The 14,800-nt window shown below is 67.1% G+C and carries 16 protein-coding genes; 9 read left to right on the forward strand and 7 right to left on the reverse strand.

The window, feature by feature from the left end; translation table 11 throughout:
• On the forward strand, positions 1 to 669 hold a 669-nt coding region (locus VN461_12405), incomplete at its 5' end, for a hypothetical protein (GenBank protein HXB55582.1).
• An 80-nt stretch (positions 670 to 749) separates the two neighbouring features.
• On the opposite strand, the gene VN461_12410 is transcribed toward VN461_12405, so the two are convergent.
• Complete coding sequence (locus VN461_12410; GenBank protein ID HXB55583.1) at positions 750 to 1,229, reverse strand: hypothetical protein; 480 nt, start codon at positions 1,227 to 1,229, stop codon at positions 750 to 752.
• A 354-nt stretch (positions 1,230 to 1,583) separates the two neighbouring features.
• On the opposite strand from VN461_12410, the gene VN461_12415 reads away from it, so the two are divergent.
• The 4 genes from VN461_12415 to VN461_12430 all read left to right on the forward strand — a co-directional run bounded on the left by VN461_12415 (position 1,584) and on the right by VN461_12430 (position 4,380).
• Positions 1,584 to 2,132 carry a sigma factor gene (locus VN461_12415; protein ID HXB55584.1) on the forward strand — a complete coding sequence of 183 codons (549 nt, stop codon included), beginning with the start codon at positions 1,584 to 1,586 and terminating at the stop codon, positions 2,130 to 2,132.
• A complete protein-coding gene (locus VN461_12420; protein ID HXB55585.1) occupies positions 2,119 to 2,670 on the forward strand; it encodes a hypothetical protein in 552 nt (183 codons plus the stop codon). The genes VN461_12415 and VN461_12420 overlap by 14 nt, the downstream gene beginning before the upstream one ends.
• Before the next feature lie 393 nt (positions 2,671 to 3,063).
• Positions 3,064 to 3,216: a hypothetical protein gene (locus VN461_12425; protein ID HXB55586.1), complete on the forward strand. Its 153-nt coding sequence runs from the start codon at positions 3,064 to 3,066 to the stop codon at positions 3,214 to 3,216.
• Between the two features lie 15 nt (positions 3,217 to 3,231).
• Positions 3,232 to 4,380: a hypothetical protein gene (locus tag VN461_12430; GenBank protein HXB55587.1), complete on the forward strand. Its 1,149-nt coding sequence runs from the start codon at positions 3,232 to 3,234 to the stop codon at positions 4,378 to 4,380.
• An 825-nt stretch (positions 4,381 to 5,205) separates the two neighbouring features.
• On the opposite strand, the gene VN461_12435 is transcribed toward VN461_12430, so the two are convergent.
• The gene (locus VN461_12435; GenBank protein ID HXB55588.1) at positions 5,206 to 5,379 is read right to left on the reverse strand and encodes a hypothetical protein; all 174 of its coding nucleotides are present in this window, start codon (positions 5,377 to 5,379) and stop codon (positions 5,206 to 5,208) included.
• A gap of 28 nt (positions 5,380 to 5,407) precedes the next feature.
• Positions 5,408 to 6,283: a M23 family metallopeptidase gene (locus tag VN461_12440; GenBank protein HXB55589.1), complete on the reverse strand. Its 876-nt coding sequence runs from the start codon at positions 6,281 to 6,283 to the stop codon at positions 5,408 to 5,410.
• A gap of 537 nt (positions 6,284 to 6,820) precedes the next feature.
• Here VN461_12440 and VN461_12445 point away from each other — a divergent pair.
• Entirely contained in the window at positions 6,821 to 7,138 is a 318-nt protein-coding gene (locus VN461_12445; protein HXB55590.1) for an AbrB/MazE/SpoVT family DNA-binding domain-containing protein, read from the forward strand.
• A gap of 113 nt (positions 7,139 to 7,251) precedes the next feature.
• Complete coding sequence (locus VN461_12450) at positions 7,252 to 7,449, forward strand: hypothetical protein (GenBank protein ID HXB55591.1); 198 nt, start codon at positions 7,252 to 7,254, stop codon at positions 7,447 to 7,449.
• Between the two features lie 466 nt (positions 7,450 to 7,915).
• Here the strand turns inward: VN461_12450 and VN461_12455 are convergent, their stop codons facing one another.
• The 3 genes from VN461_12455 to VN461_12465 all read right to left on the reverse strand — a co-directional run bounded on the left by VN461_12455 (position 7,916) and on the right by VN461_12465 (position 11,914).
• Positions 7,916 to 10,429 carry a two-component regulator propeller domain-containing protein gene (locus VN461_12455; protein HXB55592.1) on the reverse strand — a complete coding sequence of 838 codons (2,514 nt, stop codon included), beginning with the start codon at positions 10,427 to 10,429 and terminating at the stop codon, positions 7,916 to 7,918.
• Between the two features lie 40 nt (positions 10,430 to 10,469).
• Positions 10,470 to 10,958: a response regulator gene (locus VN461_12460; protein ID HXB55593.1), complete on the reverse strand. Its 489-nt coding sequence runs from the start codon at positions 10,956 to 10,958 to the stop codon at positions 10,470 to 10,472.
• Between the two features lie 590 nt (positions 10,959 to 11,548).
• Positions 11,549 to 11,914 carry a hypothetical protein gene (locus VN461_12465; GenBank protein HXB55594.1) on the reverse strand — a complete coding sequence of 122 codons (366 nt, stop codon included), beginning with the start codon at positions 11,912 to 11,914 and terminating at the stop codon, positions 11,549 to 11,551.
• A gap of 324 nt (positions 11,915 to 12,238) precedes the next feature.
• Between VN461_12465 and VN461_12470 the strand changes: the two genes are divergently transcribed.
• The gene (locus tag VN461_12470; protein HXB55595.1) at positions 12,239 to 13,087 is read left to right on the forward strand and encodes a DUF2806 domain-containing protein; all 849 of its coding nucleotides are present in this window, start codon (positions 12,239 to 12,241) and stop codon (positions 13,085 to 13,087) included.
• A 34-nt stretch (positions 13,088 to 13,121) separates the two neighbouring features.
• On the opposite strand, the gene VN461_12475 is transcribed toward VN461_12470, so the two are convergent.
• Entirely contained in the window at positions 13,122 to 13,289 is a 168-nt protein-coding gene (locus tag VN461_12475; GenBank protein ID HXB55596.1) for a hypothetical protein, read from the reverse strand.
• A gap of 244 nt (positions 13,290 to 13,533) precedes the next feature.
• On the opposite strand from VN461_12475, the gene VN461_12480 reads away from it, so the two are divergent.
• Positions 13,534 to 14,139: a hypothetical protein gene (locus VN461_12480; GenBank protein ID HXB55597.1), complete on the forward strand. Its 606-nt coding sequence runs from the start codon at positions 13,534 to 13,536 to the stop codon at positions 14,137 to 14,139.
• Positions 14,140 to 14,800: the final 661 nt, after the last annotated feature.

Here is a 14,800-nt window from a genome sequence, read left to right on the forward strand (position 1 = left end):
CTGCCCTTCGTCGGCGGACTCCTGTGCCTCGCCCTCTACCCCCGCCACGGAGCGGCGACGGTGCTGAAGAGTTGGGAACTCCTCCTGACCCCGGCCATGAGGCACTCCAGCGACGCGCTCTGCCTCCAAGTGGATCTGGACGCGGCTCTTCTGGACCACGCCCACGAAGGAGCCATGAAGGCCCGCCAAGATGCGCAGATGGCGGAGGCGGTTCGGCTTCTCGAGCTGGCGTACTCGGTTGTGGAGCAGGCCACCCCGGACCGTCTGTCGCGGCTCCGGGCCATGAGCGTTTGCTGCCGGATGGCGGCGGCGATCGTGCCTCTTCCCCCCCTCCGGCCGGCGGACTTCCAGCTCCGACGGCTGGCGACGGGGGTGGGGCTAGCGGCCGCCCTTCACGATTTTCTGTTCACCAGCGCCGAGCGGTTCCGGCTCCGCCTCGGAGTGTTGCGCTTCGGATTTCGCCTCGTTCAGCGGGCCATGCGCCGCTCCACGGACCGCCTGAGGAGCTCCCCCGAGACCGCTCCCTCCTGGGCCGACTTCTCCTCCGCCAAGTCGGACTTCAAGCGCCTGGATCTGGACCACGCCCAGACCTTCCGGGCCCTCTTGGCCTCGCTGGCCGCCCAGGACGCGTTGGCTGTTCCCGCGCGTTCCTACTCCGCTACGGACTGAAGGCAGGAGAGCGGCCGGGCCTTAGGCGCGGCTGGGTGCGTCTGCTTGTCTCCTAAGCCACGCGCCCGTCACCCCTGGTCTCAATCGAACTCGCGCCGAGGGGTGGCTTGGTCCGCGCCTACGCGCCCCGGAGCGATCTCGGCCGCGAAGTAGTTCTCCCCGCGGATGGGCGCTCCCGCCATGCGGCGGAGGAGTGCGATCTGCCCCACGTGGCTGAGGGCGTCGGCGATAGGCCCTTGGAAGAGCTTCTCCGGGGGCGCGCCCAGGGCCTCGGCCGAGGCCAGGCGCTCGTCGAAAGCGCGGAGGGCGGCAAAAAAACGACTAATCTCCTCGTTCCAGGGGAGCGGTTCCGAGTCCTTCCAGACCCGCTCACCCCGAGAGAGGTGGAGCGCCCAGTCCAGGAGGTCGCCGACGTGGGCCAGGATCTGTCCAGGCGTGCGAGAGCTCGAGGATGCCCGGAAGGCGGCAAAGTCCGGCGGGGCACCCCGAACCGCCTTGCCCCCCCGATAAGCCAGGGTCGCCACCGTATGACGCAGGAGAGACACCCTTTCGTCGGTCATAACCGAGGCTAGGCTACCACAGGCCCTGGGCTCTGCCCCGTCCCGGGCGCGAGGCAACCCAGTGGCGCTGCTGACGCGGCGGGGGCAGGCCTCCTGCGGTGGCCGAGGGTGCGGGGTACATGTCACACTCGGGCCCGGAGGAGCCTATACCTCCGAGAGGGCGCCGTGCCGGCGCCTCAGGAGGACCAATTCCATGTCCCGATGGAGCACGCTCGTGATGCTGGTCTTGACGCTGATGGCGCCCGTGGCCGTGTGGGCGGGCACGGCGGCCGTTTCCTGTTGCTGCTCCTGCCCCGCGTGCCCGTGCGAGGGCCAGTGAGGCCCACCGCCCACGAGAGCTGAGCCGAGCCCCGGATGGACGACGCCCAGCGCCGAGAGCTCCAGCGGGCCATGACCCAGTTGGCGGACGGCGATCGGTCGGCGTTCCATCCGGTTTTCATCCTGGCCTGGCCGGTGGTCCGGACCTTCGCCCATTCCCTGCTCCGGGATGGCGCCGATGCCGAGGACGCGGCCCAGCAGGCGCTGCTCCGCTCTTTTGAGCGGGCCAGCCAGTTCGACCAGACTCGAGATGCTCTCGCCTGGCTACTGGGAATCGCCGCCTATGAGTGCCGGACCCTCCGTCGACGCCGGGGGCGGCAGCGTGAGGAGCCGCTGAGCGCCGCCTCCGATCGCGCGGCTGGAGTCCCGTCGCCCGAAGCCCGGGTCGTGAAGGAGGATCTCCAAAAGGCGGCCCGGGAGGTGCTCGCCTCTCTCGCCCCCAGCGACATCGAAACCATCGTGGCCGCCTTGGCTGAACCGCCGAGCCGCCCGCCGGTACTCACGGCCGCGGCCTTTCGCAAACGGCTGGAGCGAGCGCGCCGGCGGCTGCGCTCAGCCTGGGGAGCCAAGCATGGAACCTGCTGAAACCCTTGCCCTGGAACGGCGGGCCCGGCGGGCGTACGAGCGAGGGCGGCTTGGCCGCGCCTTCCTGCTCACGGCCTGGCTGCTCCCGGTGCTGGCCGCCATGATCGGGAGCTGCCGGGTCCTGGCGTTGTCCGGGGTGTCCGGTTCGTTGCTGATGCTGGCCGCGGTTGGCCTTTGGTGGCGGGGACAGGCCTATGGGCGCGCCGTCGGCCCCGGTGTCGGCGCGGGGCTGGTGCCCCTGGGGGCCACGATCTCCACCGCCGCTCTGGGCCACCTGGGCCCAGCCCTGACCTGCTGGCAGGTCTGTCTGACCATCTGCGTCACCGCGGGAGCCCTGGCCGGCCTGGTCGTGGGGCACCGGGCCGCTCAGCAAGGCTCGGATCGCCGTTCCTTCCTGGTGTCGGCAGGAGTGATAGCGGTCCTGGTGGGCGCACCCGGCTGCGCCTTCGCGGGTGCGGCGGGCATCATCGGCATGTCCCTGGGGCTAGCCGCCGTGAGCACGCCGCTGGCCCTACGCTCCTCGCTCCCGGCCCGCTAGCCGGGTGGGGCCCCTCTCTCCCTCGGCTCTTGCCGACGGCGGAAGGGAGGACGAGCCGACCTCCTACCGCGCTTTTTGTCGGGGAGAAGCTTGGGTGCGAGCTCCCGGATCTGGCCGGGGGGAATGTTCACCGCGCCCGGAAGTGATCGGCCTCGTGCTGGAAGGGGGGCAGGATCTCGGCGACGAAGATTCTCGGCGCGCTCGGCTCTTCCCTTGAGCTCTTCACGACGATGGTGGCAACCATGACGGACCCTCCTCCGCTCCCCAAGGCGATCCCTCGGGACGTTGACCTTGCTCCGTGGTAGCGCCCGCTCGATCGCTTCGCGGCCGCCGGGCTCAGGCGCACGCCCCTCGCTCGGCGCCGGCGCGCCGGGCGGGTGGTATAGTTCAAACATGAGCGTTACCGCGATGGCCGTTCTGGTTCTTGCGCTCTCCCCGCCCCCCAAGACCACGCTTCCCTTCATTGAGGACGACTACGCGAGAGGGCTGGCCGAGGCGCGGACCCGGAAGCTTCCCCTGTTCATCGAGGTTTGGGCACCCTGGTGACACACCTGCCGCTCGATGAGGGCATTCGTCTTCGGAGACGAGTCCCTTAAAGAGCAGGCCGGACGGTTCGTCTGGCTCTCGATCGACACCGAGAAGGAAATCAACGCCAAGGTTCAGCAGCGGTTTCCCATCGACGCCTGGCCCACGTTCCTGGTCCTGGACCCGAAGGACGAACGGGTCGCCCTGCGTTGGGTGGGCGGTGCGACGGTCACCCAGCTGCAGAAAATCCTCGAGGACGGACGTCTCGCCGTCCTCGGCAGCGCACCGGGGGGAGGGCCGGAACCGGCCTTCGCCCGCGCCGAGCGCCTCTACGGCCAGCGCAGCTTCGGGGAGGCCGCCAAGGCCTATGAAGAAGCGCTGAAGGCTGCGCCCAAGGACTGGCCGCGCTACTCGAGGGCGGTCGAATCTCTGCTCTTCGCGCTCTCAAGCACCTACGACTGCACCACATCGCTTCAGATCGCGCGGGAGGCGCTGCCGAGGCTGCGGGGGACGGCCTCCGCCCTCAGCGTGGGGGGGAGGGGCCTGGAGTGCGCCCTGGATCTGCCCAAGGCAGAGGCCGGCCGCCCGGACAGCGTCGCCTTCTTCGAGAAGGCCGCTCGGGAGGCGATCGCGGACGTGAAGCTCCTGGCCGCGGCCGACGATCGCTCGAGCCTCTACGGGGACCTCGTCCGGGCGCGGAAAGATGCGCACGACGAGGCGGGTGCCAAGGCCACCGCGGCCGAATGGGCGGCATTCCTGGAAGGAGAAGCGGCCAAGGCGGGGACGCCCGAGGCTCGCACGGTCTTCGATGCGCACAGGTTGTCGGCTTATCTCGAGCTCGGCGAGCCGCAGCGCGCCATTCCCATGCTCGAGGCCTCGGAGCGCGATTTCCCCCAGGACTACAACCCACCCGCCCGGCTGGGCGTGGCCTTCCGGGAGCTGAAACAGTGGGATGAGGCCTTGGCGGCGACGGACCGCGCTCTCGCCAAGGCCTACGGCCCGCGGAGCATCCGGATTCTGCTCACCCGGTCCGACATCCTGCTCGCGCGCGGGGACGCGGGAGGAGCGCGGGCGACACTCACGAAAGCGCTAGGCGCCGCGCGGGCTTTGCCGCCGGGGCAACGCTCGGAGCCGCTGATCGCATCGGTCCAGAAGAAGCTCGGCGCCCTCCCGCAGCAACCCTAGCAGGCCCAGGAGCCCGGGGGAGGAGCCACCCTCCGCCACCCTAACCACTCTCTCGAAGGGTTGGTTGGTCGCAGCCGCAACCGGTCGACAGGCAGATCTTCGCCGATATCGACGTATCCGGCAGCAGCGGAAACGGCGCCGCGCACCGCTCGTCCTAGATCGCATTGCGCACCAGATCTTCGAGGTAAGGCGGGTTTTGGTTTTGCGGTCCCACAACGAGCGCGTGGGGCCTTCCGTCGGCCCCCGTCAATCTGAGGCTCCACCACCAATGCCGAAAGGGCGGCGCGTGCCCTTCCGGCCCGAGCGGGGCCGGGCCGAGACGAATCCGCCAAGGACCACCGGGTAGATCCGCTACGGCTCGGGTCAGGGCCTCTGCGAGGGCCCGCCGAAACTCGACTTCGCCCACGTGAGCATCGATGACGACAGGTTGCTTCTGCGAGCTTTCCACCAGAGTGAGCCTCCCTCCCGCCTCAGCCTCTCTCCTGGACCTCCCACAAGCAGGAAGCGTGCCGCCGTAGGCGAGGAGAATAAAGTGCTCTCTATCAGTCACCAGAGCGTTGGGCCGCTTCCCTGCCTAGGTACCGAGATTCCTCTTCTTGCCCCTTCCCGATGGGCTTGCCCATGGGTCACGGCGATCGGCGCCAAGCCGCGGTGACCGCTGGGTCTTTGGGAGGTCGGGGCTTCCAAAGGCGTTGGCCTTGCGTCCGCATGTCTCTGGGGCCAATCCGTGACGTCAGACGTGCGCGCCCAGACCTGCCCCGCAGAAGAGGTTTCTCGCACGCACGTGCTGTTTGCCGGGAGCCGAGGGCGACGGAAGCGCCGGAGCTATTGGGTCCTCCTCCCCATGATGGTGGAGATACCCGACGTCCACACGTTCCCCGGAGGACCTCCGCTGATCCGCACCTCGCCCCCGAGGCTCGAGCTGTTCACGGTGGCCTCCAGGACAAACGTTTGGTAGCCCAGGATCGCTAGCCCCGAGACAGAGTTGCCCGATACCATGACTTCCCCCGCCTTGGGGATCGGGCCCTTACGGGCGTACGTAGGAATGCCCAACCACTAGGTCCGAGAGGACACCCTCGGCTGTGTCGAAGGCCACGGGAAGGCTCTCGCGCCGAGCGCCATCGGGTGTGTCGACAATGCGGAAGACATCAAAGTGAAGGTGTGGCGTGCTGGAATAGCCCGTGTTGCCCGACTGTGCGAGTGCTGTCCCCACCCCGACCGACTCTCGCAACCTGACGCGAACCGTATGAGGCTTGGAGTGTAAGTAGTTCCCGTAAGTCCCATCGGCGTGGCGAATGATCACATAGTTGCCGCACGGTTTGAGCTTGGGGTCCACCCCGCCGGCCTCGAAGTCATCACGCAAAGCCACTACTACCCCGGACCGTGCAGCCCTAACCGTAGAGCCTTCCGGGAGACCAAAGTCGATCGCATTCTCCGTCTCGGACCCGGGCCCGTGGCTGAAGGGCCCTAGACGACCCTGGATTACGACGACCGCTTGGTCGGGATCGTACGGCAATGCATAGACATGGCTCTCGTCGTGAACTCCGCCCCGCCGGCCGGGCAGCCACCGGTACCGAGTGGAGAAGAACCATTCCCGAAGCGGGTTGCTTGGTCGTAGCCGTACGAGGTCGACCGGTGCCCCTTCACCGATGTCCGCTGTAAATGGGAGCGGCGCGGAGGAGATGGTATTTGTTAGCTTCACGAACACCGTGATGGTGCCCTCAACAACCCCGCCGGTGACCTCGGCCGCCACCACCACGGCGCGGCGCTCGTCCTTCGTGAAAACCCGAATACCGGTGTTTCCACCACAGGGTTGAGTGCCTTCGATGGCTTCGGTGAGTTGAGTTCTGAGTGTTTGACCGCGGGCAGGTGAGAGCGCAAAAGCCACAAAGAGGAGGATCATGCACGATCGCAGGCTCGTCCCACGCATCCTGTGCCCTCGGGTCGACGCGGGAACGAATGCTAGCCAAAGTGGAGGCAAAGTCAACGAGGACGATGCAGCCTCGACGGTATGGGCGAGGGTTAGGCATGATCGCCACAGGGAGGCGGACATGCGCCAATTCCTCGGGGCCTCCCCCTGCCTTTCAGGTTAGGCGAGAACGGACGGTAACGTAGTGAGAGAGACGGATGAAGCTGGAGGCGGCGTCCGGATTTGAACCGAAGAATAGAGGTTTTGCAGGTCAGGATGAGGGACCAGACCAAGACGCGCCCGCAGGCACTACGCCAGACGACGCAAAGGATTTAGGCACCACTAGCGGCCAGACCATCTCACCCCTGTTTCGCGTTGATTCTGGTTCGTTCGGTCAGAGTCGCGTCAAAAGTCAGACGCCGCGGCTTGACGATCCTTTCCTTGCTACGTCCCGCCCGAAGGGTCGGGGTAGTGGTCATGGTTGCCATGGGATCACCGTCGTGGTACTTTCCCACTGTGGGAGAAGGGGTTATGGCGAGTGCGATTTCTTATCTCAGCGTCGACCAGAAGGGGCGGGCGACTCTGCCCGAGGAGGTGCGCGTATCGCTAGGTCTTCGACCAGGCGACTTCGTGCTCCTCGAAAAGACCGAGCGGGGAACCTACGAGCTCGTCCCGGCAGCCCTCGTGCCGCGGGACCAGCTCTGGTTTCACCATCCCGAGATGCAGGGCCGCATCCGTAAGGCGGAGGCTGATCTTACCGAAGGCCGAACCAAAGAGACCCGGACCGTCGGGGAGGCCCAGGCGCTTCTCGACGGCCTCAAGCGCAGACGCCGCGGGCCGCGCCGGTAAACAACGGCTTGGCGCCCAGGCCCGCGGTCCGGTCCGCCATTTGGACAGAACAGTGGTGGGACAGCTACGCGCGGCTAGCTGTCGACCGTCAGGCTTCTTGTGATCGCGTTGCCATGGCGCTGATCAAAGGAACCGACACGCCCGGCCTCAATGTGAAGCCGATCCTTCCCGACAAGCACTACCTCGAGGGTCGGATCAGCAGCGGTGATCGGATAGTGTTTCGCGTAGAAGGGAGCACGATCCACTTCATGGACGTCGTGAGGCATGACGACATTGGACGCTATGGGCGCCGCCCGCGACTCGCGCGCTAATGAGGCAGCCGCGTATCACCGAGAGGAATGCGGCAAAGTCGCGTCAGAGTCAGGAGCGGGTGGGGCCTCGGAGGAGACAGCGGAAGTCGCTGTGTATGAAATGACTGAGTTGGAGGTGGCGTCCGGATCTGAACCGGAGAATAGAAGTTTTGCAGAAGACGAGAGGGCCCCCGATCAAAGTAGACGGCGTTCGACCAACCCGACTCGACCCTCGGCGGAACACCAACTCTTACGAACATCCCCGCGTACGCCGCCCGACGCTCATTCCAAACCGCCGCGTTCGGTCTGGGGCAAGGCTGGGGCAAGCGGCACCTCCGTTGAGTACGCCAGGGTTTGTCCGCCTCTAGTCGTGGTCACCGCCGACCCGTAGGCCGGTTTGTCCGGGCCCATGATGTCCCGAGCTTAGCTCGGCCTCCAGAGGCGTCCTGGCCAGAAAGGGACGTCAACGGCACGCGAGCGCTGGGAATTAGATTGACCCCGCGTTGAAGCGCTCCTTGCACGCGGGACATATGCCGTGAGAGAACTCCGCCTCCGAGTGGTCGGCGATGTAGGCCTCGATCTCATTCCAGTAGCCGGCGTCATCGCGCACCTTCTTACACCAGGCGCAGGTGGGCAGCAGCCCGCGCAGCACCTTGACCTGGGCCAGCTCCTCGGAAACGCGGCGCTGCAGCTCCTGCTCTCGAGCGCGCAGCGCCCGCACCCGAAGCTCGAACGTCGTCCAGGCTGCGAGCACGACGGCGCCGGCGCAGAGCGTGTAGAACCACAGGGTCTGCCAAAAGTACGGTCGCACCGAGAAGTCCAGGGCGGCCGTGTCCGTGGCCCACACCCCATCCTCGTTGGCGGCTCGGACCGTGAACCGGTAGCGGCCGGGCCCCAGGAGCGAGTAGTGCGCAACCCGATCTGACCCGGCTCGAAAGAACGCAGACTCGAGGCCCGCGAGCCGGTGCTCGAACTGCACGCGCTCGGGGGCCGCGAAGCTCGGCGCGGTGTAGTGAATCTCCAGGTGGTGGGTGCCCGCGGGTAGATCGAGGCGGGCACCGGGTTCGAGACTCTGCCCGTCCGCCACGATCCCCTCGATCAGGACAGGCGCCGGCCGGGTGTTCAGGCCAATTCGTCGCGGGTCCACGACCGCCACGCCGGCGATCGTGGGAAACCACAGCCGCCCGTCCCGGCCCCGCCACGCCGACGGCTGAACGCCTCCGCTGCATTCCCGGTCGCGGAGTCCCTCAGCCTCGGTGATCCTGACCGGATGCAGAGGCCCCGCGCCCCCTTCGGCCGCCGCTGCGAGCTCGGCGCGGGCCACGCCAAAGATGCCTTCCCCGGACGACATCCACAGCCGTCCGATGCCGTCGTCGAGCACCGAGAGCACCGTGTCGCTGGGGAGACCCTGGGTCGAGGTGACGCCGGCGAGCCGACCAGCCCGAAGACGTTGAAGGCCTGCATGGATGGTACCGATCCAGACGGTACCGTTCGGATCAGTGAGTAGCGCGTCGACGTCTTCGGCGTGCGGCTTGCCATCGATCAGCACGCGGCGGACGACTCCTCCCTCGACGCGGGCCAGTCCCGACGATGTGCCCACCCAGATCACGCCGTCCGGACCCTGCGCCAGCGCCTTGACGGCGATCCGCTTGCCGTCTTCGGTCGCGACACCCTGCAGCGCGTCATCGACGACGCGAAAGAGCGCCCCTGACGTGCCAACCCAGATGCGGCCCTGGTTGTCCTCAAAGATGCAGCGCACCAGGTCCTCGTCGCCGCTCACGTTGACGCAACGGCTGCGCTCCGCCGTGAGGTGGCAAAGCCCGTGCGACTCGGTGGAGAACCACACCCGTCCGGATCGGTCTTCGAGCAGAGCAAACACGTTCTCGTGGGCAAGGGCGGGTTCGACCGTCGCCAGGCTCGCGCTTCCGCTGCGCAGGCGATTCAGGCCACCGCCATCGGTCCCGACCCAGATCGAGCCGTCGCGGCCTTCGGTCACAGTCCAGATAACGTCGTGGGTGAGTCCCTGGGCCCGCCCGTAGACCGCTGCCCGACCGTTTCGCAGTCGAACCAGGCCGCCCGCCTCCGTACCGATCCACAGGTTGCCGTCGGCATCCTCGGCGAGGGCGCGCGTGTGCTCGTCCGGCAGGCCCTCCGCGCGCCCCATCAGCTCCGGGCGCCCGCCGGCGACGCGTAGGAGGCCATCACGCGTCGCGGCCCAGACGTTGCCGTCGCGGTCCTGCTCGAGGGCCATCACGATCCGGCTGCCGGCGGCCGGCACTGTCTCGAACGCGCCCGCCTTTGAGCGCCGGGCCATCCCTTTCCCCGTACCGACCCAGACGTCGCCGCCGCGGTCCACGAGGACCGACAACACGTCGTCTGAGGGCAGGCCGTCGCGCACGGTGAAGCTCGACGTGGTCCCCGTACGGTCGACCCGTGCCAGGCCGTGAGCGGAGGCCAGCCAGAACCCGCCGGAGGGATCCCCGCGCAGCGCGCGATAGCTCTCGCCGTGCTGGCCCGGCGCCGCGCGGAGCGTCGCGTGGCCGTTCTCTAGACGCCAGACACCCTCAGCCGTCGTCGCCCAGAAGACCCCGTCGCCGTCCTCGTCCATGGATCCGATCGGCAGGTCGTGCAGGGCCGTCACCCGCTCAAAGGGTCCGCGGCCGCGAGCGTCGCCGACGGCGAGGCCGCGTGAAGTAGCGATCCACAGCCTCCCATCGCGCCCCTCGAGAAGCGCGCGTATTCCGTCCGACGGCAAGCCCGGGGCGTTTGCGCGATTGAAGACCGCGAAATGGGCGCCGTCGAACCGCACCAGTCCATCGGGCGTGGCGAGCCAGATGTAACCCGTGCGGGACGCAAGAACGGCCGAGACCCAGGCGCTGGGGAGCCCGTCGCGCTTGGCCCAGGCGCGCATCACATATTGGGTGGGCGATCTCCCCGGATCGAGCGCCGTTGCTGGCCCCACCGAGGCCGCGGCCACGAGGAGCGACAGCGCCGCCCTCACCCCCCCGGGCCCGCCTGGATGCGCCATGGTTAGAGGGAGTCTATACCTTCGGGCTGTCCAGCAGCTCACGGGCCTTGCCGAGGAGGCCTTCGGGAGTAAACGGCCTGCCGGGGAACGCCGACCCGCGGCTCAGGCCCCCCCGACTCGTCACGGCCTCGTTGCTGTAGCCGGAGATGTACAACACCTTCGCCTCCGGCCTCGTTGATGCGATCTCTTCGGCTGGGTGGTGTCCGGTCATTCCCGGCATGATGAGGTCGGTCACGATCAGGTGGATGGTCCCGGCGTGGGCGTCCGCAACTAGGAGGGCCTCCGCCCCGTTGCGGGCGGCGAGCACGGTGTATCCGTTGCCCTCGAGGGTCTCCGACAGCAACCCGCGTAGCGCCTCATCGTCTTCGACCAGGAGCACGGTCTCGCTGCTCCGTACCGACCGGGCGTGGCGCTCCTCCGGCAGCGAAACCGGATGTGGCCGGTCACGCCCGACCCTCGTGGAATCCTCGAGCTCCAGCGACCGGGTAACGAAGAGCTCCATCGAGAGACGGAGCGCATCGTCCCAGATGTCCTCGAAAGGCGGTGAGCCTATCCGCAGTATCCAGGGGGTCTGGAACGCCGCGAGGACGGCCGGGCCGGCCTACGGGGTCGCATCCCCGATCACCTCAGACCCACCGAGGTCCGCGACCTCGAACGTGCCGCGTCCCGCGCTCCGCGGCCATGGCGATGGTCGGGCACGAGCCCGAGAGCATCTCCGGCGGTACGAGATCACCTACGAGGCGATGCTCCGCGAGGCGGCGGACAAACTGGCCGCGTATCACCGAGCAGAATCCGTAAGTCGCGTCAGAGTCGGGAGCGAGCGGTGCCTCGGAGGAGCCAGCGGAAGTCGCGGTGTCCGAAGTGACTGCGTTGGAGGCGGCGTCCGGATTTGAACCGGAGAATAGAGGTTTTGCAGTTTGGCGCACGCGCGCCCGAACACAGGGAATCCAGCGCATTTCCAGGCGAATCGAGCGCTATATGTTGGGCTGGGGTGGGCTGGAAGAGGCCCGATTTGCCCGGGAGCGTTAGAGAATCGTTAGTGCCCGGCGGGCGGGCAGCGGGTCCGCTCGCCACCCACCCGGCCGCGGTCGTCTATCCCTTGGCTGCCTCCTTTTCGAGCGCCCCCAGCGCCACCACCAGCGAGAGCTCGGCGTGATCCACCCCGCACCTCGCGCAGACGCCTCGCAATGCCGACACTGCGTCCCCGCAAGAGTCCTCTAGCGCGGCGCGGAGCCACTCGGCGCAGTCGATCCCTGGCTCGTAGTTGTCCTCGAGATTCTCCCAAAGCAACTCCACGTCGAAGCCTCCTTCGCTCAGGCGATCCCACAGCTCCAGGGTGGCCTTGGTTTCCTCCTTCCCGGCCGTCGCTATCTCAGCGCGGCGGCAATCGTCACAGATGCCCTCCTGCTCGCATCCCGGTTCGTGTTCCGGAGTGTGTTGCGTCTTCATCTCTGTCATTGTGAGCGTCTCCTCCAATGTGGCCAGGGCGGCCGTACAAAGGACGAACGCCCGGCCGAAAACCAACCGAAAGAACGACCACGGCTCCAGCTTGGGTCAAATCTGAGCCGTGCACACAGGACATTCGATTGGCTCGTCATGGAACGTCATGGAATCGTGTCGAAAGTTAGCCCCTCGTCATGGGGCTCGTCATGGGGCTCGTCATGGGACCGATGGTCGGCTAGGGGCACGCGGACCCCCTGTCGGACCCTTCTCGCCACCCTTCCGTGCTACCTTCGCCAACAACGGCCGGATACATCCGGCGACAGGCTCTTGGGGTACCGATTGGGCGACGAAGAAAACAGAAAGGCACTGAACGTGGACATCAAGGTCGATGTCGGCCTCGATAAACTAATTGAGACGATAGGAGCCCACTTCGAACCACAGCGCATCGTCCGCGTCGCTCGCGCCGAAGCGGAGGCCGCGCTCATAAAAGACAACACCGGGGCCAAGCTTCTTGCCCGCGCCGAGAAGCGCGAACAACAGAGGAAGATTCGGCAGCAGCAGAACGTCGAGGCTATTGTCGGAGGAGCGGTGCCACTACTTCTCCCCGAGCACGTGTCCGGCGAGAAGGTCGACCCCGATTGGACAGCCGCATTCTTTGACTACGCGCAGGACGTTAGCGATGCGAAGATGCGAATCCTGTGGTCGAAGATCCTCGCAGGGGAGGTGTCGCAGCCCGGGACGTTTTCACGTCGCACGCTGGCCGCTGTTGGTCTGCTCTCCCAGGGAGACGCGGACTTGTTTACGGAATTCTGTTCGTATGTCTGGACGATCAATGGCTTCGGCTTTCACGTTCAGCCAGACCACACTAGAGCCGTACTGGAGGCGGCTGGAATCGAATTCGCTCATCTGACCCATCTTGCCTCCGTTGGCCTCGTGACCTTCGAATCGATAGTACTCATGCACGCGCGACTAGACGACCACAAGCCCAACCTCTTCGCGTACCAGGACCGCACGTTCGAGGCGACGATAGAACCCGGCACGGGCGGAGCACAGAGAGTGTCGGTAATACCCCTCACGACCGTCGGCACGGAGCTGGCACCGATATCTGGAGCGAAGTTCGACGAGCCTTATCTCACGCGGTGCCTCGCACAGTTCGAGGCCACAGGGATTCGGTGCACTCCAAAGTGAGATGAAGGAGGAGCTTTAGGACCCAGGCTCGTGGTCAGGAAAGGAGCACAAGCTCCTGCCCTTCGCGCAGACGGTGATCCGAAAAGAGGACAGCTTTATCCACGCGGTCGTCCGCTTCGAGCGCTGCCGCGTCGGCGTCGTCCTCCGGTTCGAGGAGAACCACCGTGCTCCCATCTACCGCGGTGAGCTTGTGAGTGCGCATCCAGAGATCATCGGCTGGCCCGGGGGCAATCGCAACCGAGCGGCCTATACGCCCGCAGGGACGACGCGCTCCCGCCGGCTGGGCCGGGGGCTGGGCCGGCCCCGGAGCGCGGCGGCTCCGGGCGGGAGCGCTGCCGGCCGGGGCGGGAGATCCGGGGCGGGGAAGCGCGGGGGTCGGTCTGGCTCTTGCGTGTATGCGCGCCCCGCAGTACCGTCCCGGTGGCTCCCCCCAAGCGAGGTGTGTGATGCGGAGGAATCGTATTGCGGTGGTGGTCGTAGCAGCCCTTTCGGCTGCCCCAGCGGGTGCCCAGATCGTCACGGAGATGACCCCGGCTACGATCGCCGAGGCCATCGCCGCGGGACAGGCCGACAAGAAGGCCGGTATGCACTTCCTGAAGACAAAGGGCATCGTTGTGGGCTTCTTCACCACGCCCTTCTCGCGCGTGGCCTCGGCGGCGCAGCACGCGAAGGCGCTTTACAAGCCCTTCAGCGAAGCGGACGTGACACCCGATATGACTGTGCCACAACTGGAGGTCTTCGCCGGGTCCGTAGCTGTGAGTTCGCCTCTGCCTCCCGGGGTCGGTAACGTAGAGGCAGTTCTCATCATGCCGAAGGGCGCGAAAGATGTCAGCATGGCCATACACCCTGCCAAGACATCGGAAGTGTCGGAAGAGTACAAAAACCTGATGGGCGCCTCCCTGAACGGGAAGAGCATTAACGCTGTATTCCCCTTGGATGTGCTCAAGCCTGGCCGGGAAATCGTCGTTATCTACGACCGGATCGTGGGCCATGATTATCTCAGCAAGTGCACCGAGTGCCGAGTGGAGTTGGATTTAAAGGGCGTGCGGTGACGGGTCCCGCTTTAGGGCTTGGGCCGCTCGCGCACGGCGCCGACGCCGGCACCTAAGACACCGCCCCGGTAGCGACCACGACCGGCCGTCGGCGTCTCGCTGGCTGCGGTACCACGCGGCCTCACGCGCGGAGAGCACGAACGCGCGGCGGCACGCCACGCACTCCCGCTGAAGACTGGGGTCCTGCACGGCGTCCATATCAGGGTCCTCCGCTTAAGCTGGCCGCGTGCCGGCCACGCGTTCCCCGCGCGCCGCCGGCTTGTGGGGCACGGCCCGCTCCCATGGGCGTCCTCGCTCCGGTACGTGGCGCGTCGGCGGGGCCGGAGCAGGGTTCAAGGCGTCGCGCCGCCACCTTTGAGGCCCCCCGCCGAAGACTCTCTATCTGTCCCCGCTGTCCCCCCCGCGGGTATTGGCCGCTGTCGATCACTGAGAAATCGCGGTCGCTCGACGGGGCCGGGTACCCCGCAGTCACACTCTCGGACCACGGCGGCATCACGGAGCCGTCGGCCGGCGTCGTGCCCGTGGCTTGCGCGGCCCCGGTTCGCGCGGCCCCGTGCTGCGCGTGGCCGGGGTGGACTGCGGGCGCGTGCGTCGTGCCGCTCCTCGTCGTCCCGGTCGCGTGCGCGAGACCGGCCTTCACCGCGGCGTGGGCCGCGTGCCC

It is taken from the genome of Vicinamibacteria bacterium, assembly GCA_035570235.1.
Classification (GTDB): domain Bacteria; phylum Acidobacteriota; class Vicinamibacteria; order Fen-336; family Fen-336; genus DATMML01.